Origin of the sequence: Pseudomonas sp. (assembly GCF_036404235.1) — a bacterium.
Lineage (GTDB): Bacteria > Pseudomonadota > Gammaproteobacteria > Pseudomonadales > Pseudomonadaceae > Aquipseudomonas.
On sequence record NZ_DASWOT010000065.1, the window covers coordinates 1 to 11,100 of the forward strand.

General features: G+C 57.0%; 11 protein-coding genes. 5 read left to right on the plus strand and 6 right to left on the minus strand.

All coding sequences use genetic code 11. From position 1 onward, the window contains the following. Positions 1–179, minus strand: a 179-nt coding sequence (locus tag VGC62_RS08390; protein WP_331186619.1) for a catalase, incomplete at its 3' end; no start/stop codon positions are given. Between the two features lie 328 nt (positions 180–507). Between VGC62_RS08390 and mscL the strand changes: the two genes are divergently transcribed. Further along, positions 508–957 (plus strand): large-conductance mechanosensitive channel protein MscL, encoded by a 450-nt coding sequence (gene mscL, locus VGC62_RS08395; RefSeq protein WP_331186609.1) that lies wholly within the window; start codon positions 508–510, stop codon positions 955–957. A 70-nt stretch (positions 958–1,027) separates the two neighbouring features. Here the strand turns inward: mscL and VGC62_RS08400 are convergent, their stop codons facing one another. Further along, entirely contained in the window at positions 1,028–1,804 is a 777-nt protein-coding gene (locus VGC62_RS08400) for a ferredoxin--NADP reductase (protein ID WP_331186610.1), read from the minus strand. A gap of 337 nt (positions 1,805–2,141) precedes the next feature. Between VGC62_RS08400 and VGC62_RS08405 the strand changes: the two genes are divergently transcribed. Both VGC62_RS08405 and VGC62_RS08410 read left to right on the plus strand, forming a co-directional pair. Continuing rightward, a complete protein-coding gene (locus VGC62_RS08405) occupies positions 2,142–2,390 on the plus strand; it encodes a helix-turn-helix transcriptional regulator (RefSeq protein ID WP_331186611.1) in 249 nt (82 codons plus the stop codon). A gap of 172 nt (positions 2,391–2,562) precedes the next feature. Continuing rightward, positions 2,563–3,687, plus strand: a complete 1,125-nt coding sequence (locus tag VGC62_RS08410; RefSeq protein WP_331186612.1) for a methyltransferase — start codon at positions 2,563–2,565, stop codon at positions 3,685–3,687. A 26-nt stretch (positions 3,688–3,713) separates the two neighbouring features. Here VGC62_RS08410 and VGC62_RS08415 read toward each other — a convergent pair whose 3' ends face one another. From VGC62_RS08415 to choX, 4 genes are all read right to left on the minus strand, one after another. After that, positions 3,714–3,881: a DUF2474 domain-containing protein gene (locus tag VGC62_RS08415; RefSeq protein WP_331186613.1), complete on the minus strand. Its 168-nt coding sequence runs from the start codon at positions 3,879–3,881 to the stop codon at positions 3,714–3,716. 56 nt (positions 3,882–3,937) lie between these two features. Further along, positions 3,938–4,945 carry a cytochrome d ubiquinol oxidase subunit II gene (cydB, locus tag VGC62_RS08420; protein WP_331186614.1) on the minus strand — a complete coding sequence of 336 codons (1,008 nt, stop codon included), beginning with the start codon at positions 4,943–4,945 and terminating at the stop codon, positions 3,938–3,940. Between the two features lie 3 nt (positions 4,946–4,948). Continuing rightward, positions 4,949–6,391, minus strand: coding sequence for a cytochrome ubiquinol oxidase subunit I (locus tag VGC62_RS08425; protein ID WP_331186615.1), 1,443 nt, complete (start codon positions 6,389–6,391; stop codon positions 4,949–4,951). A 392-nt stretch (positions 6,392–6,783) separates the two neighbouring features. After that, positions 6,784–7,725 (minus strand): choline ABC transporter substrate-binding protein, encoded by a 942-nt coding sequence (gene choX / locus VGC62_RS08430; protein WP_331186616.1) that lies wholly within the window; start codon positions 7,723–7,725, stop codon positions 6,784–6,786. A 706-nt stretch (positions 7,726–8,431) separates the two neighbouring features. On the opposite strand from choX, the gene VGC62_RS08435 reads away from it, so the two are divergent. Together VGC62_RS08435 and trmA are read left to right on the plus strand one after the other, a co-directional pair. Continuing rightward, positions 8,432–9,724 (plus strand): NCS2 family permease, encoded by a 1,293-nt coding sequence (locus tag VGC62_RS08435; RefSeq protein ID WP_331186617.1) that lies wholly within the window; start codon positions 8,432–8,434, stop codon positions 9,722–9,724. Further along, the gene (trmA, locus tag VGC62_RS08440) at positions 9,721–10,806 is read left to right on the plus strand and encodes a tRNA (uridine(54)-C5)-methyltransferase TrmA (protein ID WP_331186618.1); all 1,086 of its coding nucleotides are present in this window, start codon (positions 9,721–9,723) and stop codon (positions 10,804–10,806) included. Before VGC62_RS08435 ends, trmA begins: the two co-directional genes overlap by 4 nt. Positions 10,807–11,100 lie beyond the last annotated feature (294 nt).

Here is an 11,100-nt window from a genome sequence, read left to right on the forward strand (position 1 = left end):
TCTCGGTCGAACCGTTGAAGTTTCTGAATCAGTTGAACATCCTGCAGCAATACAGGACCGCTGGCGCCCGCAGTCTGCGAGTTTTGATTGTCACCGACAACAGCACCGTTATCCCGGGTGAGGTCTGCGGCGTGGACACTAACCGATAACAGAGTGGCTGTTATAAGGCTAACTGTCATCACGCTCAATGACCTGCCACTTGAAATAACGCCTAGTGAAATGTTGGCACGCATGTATACAAATCCCTTTTGTGTTTTCTATGTGCGCTCAAATGCGCCGAAGAAGCCTAAAACACTTTGGGCCGATTATTCGTAAACGGTCACCTGCAGAAACACAAACTGAAAATCGTTAATTTTCAAAGACTTAATAAAAAACAACAGTAACCCGACACTCTAGGTAAAACTTACTTGGCAATCCTCTGTCGATTACAGGCATTTCGCACAATGCGTAGAGCTGACATACACTGAAATACACCCCACCCTCATGTGTAACAAAGGAAGAAAACCTATGGGCGTACTAAGCGAGTTCAAAGCCTTTGCCGTCAAAGGTAACGTGGTCGATATGGCCGTCGGTATTATCATTGGCGCGGCATTCGGCAAGATCGTTTCGTCGTTCGTCGGCGATGTCATCATGCCACCCCTGGGGTTGCTGATTGGCGGCGTGGACTTCAGCGATCTGGCGGTTACCCTGCGGCCTGCCGAAGGCGCAGCTGCGGCTGTGGTTCTGTCTTATGGCAAGTTCATTCAAACCGTTATTGACTTCATCATTGTGGCGTTCGCGATCTTTGTGGGCGTGAAGGCGATCAATCGTCTAAAGCGTGAAGAAGCCAAACAGCCGACGCTGCCGCCGACACCGACCAAGGAAGAGTTGCTGTTGGGCGAAATTCGCGATCTGCTTAAAGAGCAGAATGGCAAACCCGCCGCCCCCATTACAGTGGACCCTGCGCGCCCGGTCTGACAACGCTGAAACGTCTGTAGGCGCCACGTGATGGCGCTTACAGACACCTGCGTTTGCCGGTAAACAGCATCTACCAATAATTCTCCACCGCAATCTGCCCAGGTTTGCGGCTCAAATTCAGGCGCATGTCGCGCTGTTTCAATACGGCGCGCGTGTCGTCGATCATTTGTGGGTTGCCGCAAATCATCACGCGTGAATGCTCAGGGCTAAACGCGACACCCGCTGTTGTTTCCAATTCGCCGTTTTCGATCAGCGTAGTGATCCGGCCATTCAACGCGCCAGGGTATTGCTCTCGGGTAACGGTGGCGATGAACTGGAATTTATCAGCATACTCAGCCAGGTAATCGCGCCGGGTGAGTTCAGCGATCAGCTCCTGATAAGCCAGCTCTTTACCCTCGCGCGCGCTGTACACCAGAATGATTCGCTCGAATCTCTCCCACACCTCAAAGTCCTGCAGAATCGACAGGAACGGCGCGACGCCTGTCCCTGTTGCCAACAACCACAAGTCGCGCCCGTCGACGAAGCGATCCGCCGTCAGGTAGCCCACAGCCTGTTTTTCAACCATCAAGGTGTCGCCTTCACGCAGGCGGCTCAGCTCGCTGGTAAATTCCCCGCCCGGCACCACGATAGAAAAAAACTCCAAATAGTCATCGTGAGGCGAGGACACCATCGAGTAAGCGCGCCAAGCCGTACTGCCATCGGCTTTAGTAACACCTAAACGTGCGAATTGGCCGGCGCGAAAGCGAAAACCCGGATCGCGGGTCGTGCGCAGGGTGAACAAACTGGGGGTCAGCGGGGTAACGTTCAGCAACGTTTGCCGGGTGAACTTCTCAGCACTGGCCGTCATGAGCGCTCCTGTCTCCTGTCGCGGGGTAAGGACCCATAGTGTCCCGCAAAGCAGCCGCGATAAACACCGCAGATTTGTAGGTTTATCCGCTCAGCACATGAGGATCGAGGCTTAGCGTTATTGGCTATAGGCTTTATCGCAATCGACTAAACGGCGCTGTGCAGCAGACATTTAAACTGTTGAAAACCCTGAAAGCCCCCCCTGGCAACCCGATTGCCGAGGGCATGGTCGGGTGCGCCTCTCGTCCGAAGCCTTCCAACGCGTCAATCGGGGAAACATTTTTTTTTCTAAACTTCAGTGAGCCGATATTACAAACGCTCAAGCACGGAGGCTTGCCATGGAACACGGACAATCAAACTTTCTACCCAGCACACGCACTGGCGTCGAACCAATAAGCGCCTTGACCCACCGCGAAGTTGAAATCCTGAAGTGGTGTGCAGCCGGCAAAACTGCCGCCGAAACAGGAACGATCCTGAACCTGAAATGCCGCACGGTGAATTACCACATGAGCAGCGTCATCCGTAAGATGGGCGTCAGCAACAAGACGTCTGCGGCTGTCCAGGGAGCGCTGAGCGGGATTTTCTGAAGGCGCAATGGCTGAGATAACAAGACGCGCAGTCAATCGGTCGCAAAGGTCAGGTGCCAAAGCCTGAAAAGCACGTAAAATCGCCCGCTTCCGCAAGCTTGGCTGATACGGTGCCTAACCTGACATCCGCCGACTGCTCGCCCGCGTCGCCAAAGAATGGATTTTCCAGCTCATGCCCCTGCTTGACAGCCCTTTTGCCCAGCTCGATCTGATTCGCCAGCCAGAACAATCGGACGAGCCGTTGCAAGCGTTCGATGCCGCCGACGAATACTTGCTCAATTACGTTGCCGAGCATGGACTCACCCTGCAATCCCGGGTGCTGGTGCTTAATGACAACTTCGGCGCGCTGGCCGTCAGCCTCGCACCGCACGCCAGCGTATTGAGCAGCAGCGATTCGTTTCTGGCTGTTCAGGCGCTGGAAAAAAATCTGGTACGCAACGGCCAGGCATTTGACACGGTTCCTGTGATTGCTGCCAGCGAGCCGCTGACCGGTCTGTTCGACTGGGTGTTGATTCGCGTCCCGAAAACCCTCGCCTTGCTCGAAGAACAACTGATTCGCCTACAAGGCAAACTGGCTCCCGGCGCGCGGGTAATTGCCGCGGGCATGATCAAGCACCTGCCCCGCTCCGCTGGCGAGTTGTTGGAAGAGTACATCGGCCCGGTGCAGGCTTCGCTGGCCGTGAAGAAAGCCAGGTTGTTGTTCTCAACACCTGAAGAGAAACCTGTCCAGCCTTCGCCGTTTCCTACCCGATACACGTTGGACGCCCCAAAGATCGAGCTGGTGAACCACGCCAATGTCTTTTGCCGCGACGGGCTGGACATTGGTACGCGCGCATTTTTGCCGTTTCTGCCGAAAAACCTGGGTAACGCACGCGTCGCAGACCTGGGTTGCGGCAACGGTGTGTTAGCCATCGCCAGTGCCTTGGCCAACCCGCAGGCCCATTACACGCTGGTGGACGAGTCGTTCATGGCCGTGCAATCGGCACAAGAAAACTGGCGCACAGCGTTGGGTGAGCGGGAGGTTGTCATTCGGGCTGCCGATGGCCTTGCCGGACAAGCGCCCGACTCACTGGACGTGGTGTTGTGCAATCCGCCGTTTCACCAGCAACAGGTAGTGGGGGATTTCCTTGCCTGGCGGATGTTCCAGCAGGCCCGCGAAGCGCTGGTGACCGGCGGGGCGTTGTACATCGTCGGTAATCGACACTTGGGTTATCACAGCAAATTGGCGCGGTTATTCAGAGGCGTCGAGCAGGTTGGCGCGACGCCAAAGTTTGTGATTCTTAAAGCCAGGAAATAATCGACAAGCTCAATAACGTGACGTCATCAGTGGGTGGTCAAGCCTGCCGCGCTCATGAACATGCGCATCAGGCTGGCTACGATGAACAGCGCAAACACACTGCCTGCCCAGATGCCGATCAACCAAGCCACACGTTGCCAGAGCGGCTTTTTGAGTGCGGGATCTTCGTCGTGAAAAGACTCTTTGCCAGACATAGCGAATCTCCTTTAGAGCGTTCGGGCCCCGGCGTCTGACGCCGGGGCGGCTTCAACTAGTGATAACCGTGCTCGTGGGTAACCTTGCCCCGGAACACGTAGTAGCTCCAGAAGGTGTAACCCAGAATGAACGGGATGATGAACAGCGTGCCCACCAGCATGAAGCCCTGGCTTTGCGGCGGCGACGACGCATCCCAAATCGAGATCGACGGTGGCACGATGTTCGGCCACAGGCTGATGCCCAAGCCGCTGTAACCCAGAAAGATCAATACCAGCGTCAGCAGAAACGGCGTGTAGTTGGCGTTGCGCGCCACAGCCTTGAACAGACCGTACACCGTCAACAACACCAGCGCCGGGACCGGCATGAACCAGAACAGGTTCGGCAGGCTGAACCAGCGATGTGCGATTTCCGGATGCGCCAACGGCGTCCACACGCTGACCACGCCGATTACCGCCAAGGTCGCGAGAATCAGCGGACGTGCGAGATCATGCATTGCCTTTTGCAAACTGCCCTCGGTTTTCATGATCAACCAGGTACAACCGAGCAACGCGTATGCGACGATCAACGCCAGTCCACAGAACATCGTGAACGGTGTCGCCCAATCCAGCGAGCCACCGGCGAATTGGCGATCGACCACCGGAATGCCGTCGATGAACGCCCCCAGCGCCACGCCCTGAAAGAAGGTCGCGGCCAGTGAACCGCCAATAAAGGCTTTGTCCCACAGATGACGTTTCTCGGCGGTGGCCTTGAAGCGAAACTCGAACGCCACACCACGGAAAATCAGCCCAACCAACATGAAGATCAGCGGCAGGTACAGCGCCGACAGCACCACCGAATACGCAAGCGGAAAGGCGCCAAGTAATCCGGCGCCGCCCAGTACCAGCCACGTTTCGTTACCGTCCCAAACCGGGGCGACTGTATTCATCATGATGTCGCGGTCTGACTCTGCCTTCATGAACGGAAAGAGAATCCCGATACCCAGATCGAAGCCGTCCATCACGACGTACATCATGATGCCGAAGATGATGATCACGGCCCAGATCAGTGGAAGATCAATACCCATGGCTCAAATCCCCTTTGCCAGGCTGTCGCGATTGTCGCCATCTTCACTGCCCTCTTGGGCAGCGGAGAGCGGACGGGCGGGAGTGCGTTTCTGGCCGGGACCACCTTGTTTGGGGTTATCGCCTTCGTGTGGAAGTGGCCCTTTGCGCACCAAGCGCATCATGTAGCCCAAACCCGCGCCGAACAGCACGAAGTACACGACCACGAACGTCACAAGGGTGATGCTCATTTGCGCGAAGCTGTGCCCCGAGGAAGCATCCGCCGTGCGCATCAGCCCGTAAACGACCCAAGGCTGACGACCGATTTCAGTGGTAAACCATCCGGCGAGCAGTGCGATCAACCCCGAAGGCCCCATCCACAAGGCCACATACAAAAATGCACGGGACGTGTAGAGCGTGCCGCGTTTACGCAGCCACAGGCTCCACAATCCGGTAACAATCATCAACAAGCCCAAACCCACCATGACTCGGAACGACCAGAAGACAATGGTCGAGTTAGGACGGTCTTCGGGTTTGAACTCTTTAAGCGCCGGGACTTGTTTGGTCAGGCTGTGAGTCAGGATCAAGCTGCCTAGATACGGAATCTCGACAGCATATTTGGTCCGTTCTTCTTTCATGTCTGGTAGGCCGAACAGGATCAGCGGAGTCGGCTCGTCGCCTTTGTTCTCCCAATGCCCCTCAATGGCGGCGATTTTCGCAGGCTGATGCTCAAGGGTATTGAGGCCGTGGAAGTCACCGATAACCGCTTGAATCGGCGCAACGATCAGCGCCATCCACATGGCCATCGAAAGCATTTTGCGGATCTGCGGATTATCGCGACCCCGCAACAAATGCCACGCCGCCGAAGCCCCCACAAAAAACGCCGTTGCGACGAACGCGGCGGTCGCCATGTGCGCCAGGCGATAAGGGAACGAGGGGTTGAATATCACCTTGAACCAGTCGACTGGCACTATCCGGCCATCAATGATTTCGTAGCCCTGAGGGGTCTGCATCCAGCTGTTGGACGAGAGAATCCAGAACGTCGAAATCAGCGTACCCACGGCAACCATGACTGTGGCGAAGAAGTGCAGGTTGCGACCTACGCGGTTCCAGCCAAACAGCATCACGCCAAGAAAGCCCGCTTCGAGGAAGAAGGCCGTGAGCACTTCGTAGGCCAGGAGCGGCCCAGTGACAGCACCGGCGAAGTCAGAGAAGCGACTCCAGTTAGTGCCGAACTGGTACGCCATGACCAACCCTGAAACGACGCCCATGCCGAAGTTGACGGCAAAGATCTTCGACCAAAAATGATACAGATCCTTGTACACATCCTTATGGGTTTTCAACCACAGGCCTTCCAACACCGCAAGGTAACTCGCCAAGCCGATGGTGATGGCAGGGAACAGGATGTGAAACGAGATGGTGAACGCAAACTGAATTCGGGCGAGATCAATAGCCTCTAAACCGAACATAGGTCTTCCTCTATCAGGTGATTCCGGCTTCAGACCAGGGCCTGCAGCGACTGCCCCCACGGGTATTGAGTACGACGCCTTGGAGTTCGTTCTTTTTAATTTCGTAGCATGGGGAATCTGTCAAGTGGATCCATCAATCAGAGCACCTTCAATGATTGACGCAGATCAACCAACGCTCAAAGAGTAGTCCCATTTCGGCACATGGCCCGCGTGGCCTTTTGTCGCGTGGCGAGTTGCCTCACCTGTTGGTGCAGAGCAGTTGCAGGGAAACCGGATCAGTTTTTGAAGTGCATGGCAGGTTTCGGGCAACCACGGATGAGGCGAGGGGCTGAAGCGACTCCAGCCCACCCACGAATGTGGAGGGCTGGGCAACGATTGCGGGGGGACGATGCTTATTTATTGACCGCGACTTGTACCGCTGCTGCGGCATCCTTGCCATCGAAGGTGGTGACCCCCGACAACCAGCGTTTGAGGTCTTCAGGGTGGCCTTTGAGCCACGCTTTAGCTACGTCATTTGGTGCTTTGCGATCCATGATCGGCACCATCATTTCCGATTCCTGGGCTGCCGTGAATTGCAGATTGCTCAGCAATTTGCTGACGTTGGGACACCGAGTCGCGTAATCCGGCGCGGTCACCACCGATACCGTCGCCGCGCCTTCGTTTGCACCGAATACGTCTTCGCTGCCGGTCAGGTACGCGATTTTCATGTTGATGTTCATCGGGTGCGGGGTCCAGCCAAAGAACACCACCCATTCGTTGCGTTTGATCGCGCGCTGCACAGCGGCGAGCATACCGGCTTCACCCGATTCCACCAGTTGGAAACCACCCAAGCCAAACTGGTTCTTTTCGATCATCTCTTTTATACCGGCGTTGGCGCCGGTGCCGGGCTCGATGCCGTAGATTTTGCCACCGAGTTTGTCTTTGAACTTGGCGATGTCGGCGAAGGTTTTCAGCCCGCCCGCAGCCACATAATCGGGCACCGCGAGGGTCGCTTGGGCGTCATTCAGGCTCGGGCTGTCGAGGACCTTGACCTGGTTGGCGGCGATAAACGGCGCGATATTCTTGTCCATCGCCGGTTTCCAGTAGCCAAGAAACACATCAAGACGGTCATCGCGCAGGCCGCCAAAAACGATTTGCTGGGCCGCAGTGGTCTGCTTGACCTCATAGCCCATGTTCTGCAGCAACACTTCGGCGACCGCACTGGTGGCGATGACATCGGTCCAACTGACCACCCCCATGCGCACGCTTTGACACTTGGCGGGCTCGGCTGCCAGCAACGCTGTACTGCTCAGCATCAATACACCGCAACTGATGTGACGGATAAATCTTTTCATGCGTGCTCCTCGGGTCGGCTCGTTATTTTTTTCAGCTCTTTTTGGCAGTTTTCCAGGGCTTCAAGACCCACGGCAGTACGAATGCTGCCGCGTCGATGCAAATTACGCAGCAGCACTGCGCATGAAACGCACCAGCGCGACGTGTGCTTGCACTGGGGCGACATTGATTGGGGCAGCGGTAGCTTCGCTCAGGTGTACGAGCTTGCCCACGATGTAGATACTCTGTTCCCGGTCAAGCTTTCAGTAGGTGCTTTTTGCTGAAAAGCGTGGCCGTATCAAAAGGGCCAGAACGCAGTTCAGGGGATGCTTACCTGAGCCGTCATCGCAAATGCTTTATGGGGGCGCCAGAACGCATTGTAGGCGTGCGGCTTGTCCCGCGACCTGGCGCGCAGCGGCAGTAAACCGGTGCGCGCGGTTTGCCTGTCACACCGCGTGCGCAGGTTTTACGACGGGTTCCCCGCCGGTCGCGGGACAAGCCCGGCGCCCTCATCGGACTTCATGGCCAGAACGTACTGAGAGTAGTTGTCTGTTGCTGAGCATTCCCGCTGGCTCCACCGATCAGCACCAGCAGCCATCGCTCAAAGCTGCTGGTATGATGCGCGGCTTTTTGCGACTGGCAGAGTTTGTGCAAGCTGTTTAGGCAGGCTGTGCTTTGCTGTTTAAGTCGATTCATAAATGGCGCGAATGCGCCACCGGGGAGCCACACATGCTGGAGCGGCTGTTTCAACTCAAGGCACATAACACCAATGTGCGCACCGAAATCCTGGCCGGGGTCACGACCTTTCTGGCAATGGCCTACATTCTGTTCGTCAACCCGAGCATTCTCGGCGAGACCGGCATGGACAAAGGCGCCATTTTTGTCGCGACCTGCCTGGCAGCTGCCATCGGCTCAACCGTCATGGGCCTGATCGCCAACTACCCGATCGCCCTCGCGCCGGGCATGGGGCTCAATGCCTTCTTTACCTACACCGTTGTGCTGCACATGGGTCACACCTGGCAAGTGGCATTGGGTGCGGTGTTCATTTCGGCAGTGATGTTTTTCCTGCTGTCGATCTTTCGCATCCGGGAATGGATCATCAACAGCATTCCGCTGCCGTTGCGCTCGGCGATTGCAGCGGGTATCGGTCTGTTTCTGGCGCTGATCGCGTTGCACAACGCAGACATCGTTGTGAGCAACTCGGCGACCATGGTCGGTTTGGGTGATCTGGCCAAGCCTGCGCCTATACTCGCGACCCTGGGATTTTTCCTGATCGTGGCGCTGGAGGCCCTGAAAGTGCGCGGCTCCGTGCTGATCGGCATTCTGGCGGTGACCATTGTCTCGATTCTGCTGGGTTTCTCGCCGTTCGGCGGTGTGATGTCGATGCCGCCTTCGCTCGCGCCGACCTTCATGCAACTGGACATCGCGGGCGCGCTGAACATTGGTCTGGTGAGCGTGATCTTCTCGTTTCTGTTCGTTGATCTGTTCGATAACTCGGGGACCCTGATCGGCGTCGCCAAGCGCGCCGGGCTGATGGGCAAGGATGGCCACATGCCGAAAATGGGCCGCGCTTTGATCGCCGACAGTACCGCAGCCATGGCGGGCTCACTGCTGGGGACCTCGACCACCACCAGCTACATCGAATCCGCTGCCGGCGTGAGTGCTGGCGGACGTACTGGCCTGACCGCCGTTGTGGTTGCCGTGCTGTTCCTGCTGGCACTGTTTTTCGCCCCATTGGCCGGCAGCGTTCCGGCCTTCGCCACGGCCCCTGCCCTGCTGTTCGTGGCGGTGCTAATGACCTCAGGGCTGGCGGAAATCAATTGGGACGACATCACCGAAGCAGCGCCTGTGGTCATCACCGCACTGGCGATGCCGTTCACTTACTCCATCGCCACCGGCATCGCCTTTGGTTTCATTGCATGGACGGCGATAAAGCTGTTGTCGGGGCGCGGCCGTGAGCTGAATTCGGCGCTGGTGATTCTGTCGATCCTGTTCGTGATCAAGTTGGGCTTTTATCCATGAGTTCTGTTTTCGACCCCGCAAGCTACAGCCTTCAGCTCAATGAAAAAGCCCATCGTCTGAGCGAGTTGCTGGCTCCGTTCGATGCACCCGAGCCACAGGTTTTCGGTTCGCCGCCATCACATTACCGTCTGCGCGCCGAGTTTCGCCTATGGCGCGAAGACGGCAAACGCCACTACGCGATGTTTGCGCCGGGGGACAAGCACACGCCGATTCTGATCAACGAGTTCCCCATCGCCAGCCAGCAGATCAACGCGCTGATGCCGGTATTGCGAGAGCGTTGGGAAGCCAGCAAACCCCTGAACCATAAGTTGTTCCAGGTGGATTTCCTGACCACGCTTTCGGGTGACGGCATGATCACCCTGTGTTACCACCGCCCACTGGATGATGCCTGGAAGCTTGAAGCCGAGCAGTTGGCAGCGGATTTAAACGTCAGCGTAATCGGTCGTTCGAAGGGGCAGCGTCTGGTGATAGGTCGCGACTACGTGACTGAAACCCTGGAGGTTGCCGGTCGCACCTTCACCTATCGCCAACCAGAGGGCGCGTTCACCCAACCCAACGGCAGCGTGAATCAAAAAATGCTGGGCTGGGCCTATGACGTACTGGGCGATCGCAAAGACGATTTGCTGGAACTGTATTGTGGCAATGGCAACTTCACCCTGCCGCTGGCGACCCGCGCGCGTAAAGTACTGGCGACCGAGATCAGCAAAACCTCGGTCAACGCGGCGCTGAACAACCTGACGGACAATGCTGTGAACAACGTGTCGTTGGTGCGGCTGTCGGCGCAAGAGCTGACCGAAGCACTGAATGATGTGCGCCCGTTTCGGCGTTTGGCGGGGGTGGATCTAAAGAGCTACAACTTTGGCAGCGTGTTCGTCGATCCACCGCGCGCGGGCATGGACCCGGACACCTGCGAGCTGACCCGGCGCTTCGAGCGCATCCTGTACATCTCCTGCAACCCGGAAACCTTGGCTATCAACATCGCGCAGTTGCACGACACACATCGGATCGAGCGCTGCGCGTTGTTCGATCAGTTTCCGTATACCCATCACATGGAGTCGGGGGTTTTGTTGGTTCGGCGGTAACGTGTAAGGCGCAGCGGCAAAAACCGTCGCATGCGCCGTGCCAGTCATACCGCATACGCAGCGACGGGTTCCGCGCCGACCGCGGGACAAGCACGGCGCCTACATGAAGGGGCAGAGCGAACTTATTCGCGAGGCGGCGTTTCAGACCCACCGCATTGACTGCCTCGCCAACACGTTGGCTCCTACAGGATGGGTGTTGCCCCAATGTCTGGCGAACAGAAAAACTGACAGGGCGCCCCGTCGCCCACCATTAAATTTCTGACAGCTGCGACATTTGCACGCAGGGTTGGGGTA

What these genes read in the sequence shown, in the direction of transcription:
- mscL (WP_331186609.1), top strand. Translation starts at nt 508, where the DNA reads ATGGGCGTACTAAGCGAGTTCAAAGCCTTTGCCGTCAAAGGTAACGTG.
- VGC62_RS08400 (WP_331186610.1), bottom strand. Translation starts at nt 1,804, where the DNA reads ATGACGGCCAGTGCTGAGAAGTTCACCCGGCAAACGTTGCTGAACGTT.
- VGC62_RS08405 (WP_331186611.1), top strand. Translation starts at nt 2,142, where the DNA reads ATGGAACACGGACAATCAAACTTTCTACCCAGCACACGCACTGGCGTC.
- VGC62_RS08410 (WP_331186612.1), top strand. Translation starts at nt 2,563, where the DNA reads ATGCCCCTGCTTGACAGCCCTTTTGCCCAGCTCGATCTGATTCGCCAG.
- VGC62_RS08415 (WP_331186613.1), bottom strand. Translation starts at nt 3,881, where the DNA reads ATGTCTGGCAAAGAGTCTTTTCACGACGAAGATCCCGCACTCAAAAAG.
- cydB (WP_331186614.1), bottom strand. Translation starts at nt 4,945, where the DNA reads ATGGGTATTGATCTTCCACTGATCTGGGCCGTGATCATCATCTTCGGC.
- VGC62_RS08425 (WP_331186615.1), bottom strand. Translation starts at nt 6,391, where the DNA reads ATGTTCGGTTTAGAGGCTATTGATCTCGCCCGAATTCAGTTTGCGTTC.
- choX (WP_331186616.1), bottom strand. Translation starts at nt 7,725, where the DNA reads ATGAAAAGATTTATCCGTCACATCAGTTGCGGTGTATTGATGCTGAGC.
- VGC62_RS08435 (WP_331186617.1), top strand. Translation starts at nt 8,432, where the DNA reads ATGCTGGAGCGGCTGTTTCAACTCAAGGCACATAACACCAATGTGCGC.
- trmA (WP_331186618.1), top strand. Translation starts at nt 9,721, where the DNA reads ATGAGTTCTGTTTTCGACCCCGCAAGCTACAGCCTTCAGCTCAATGAA.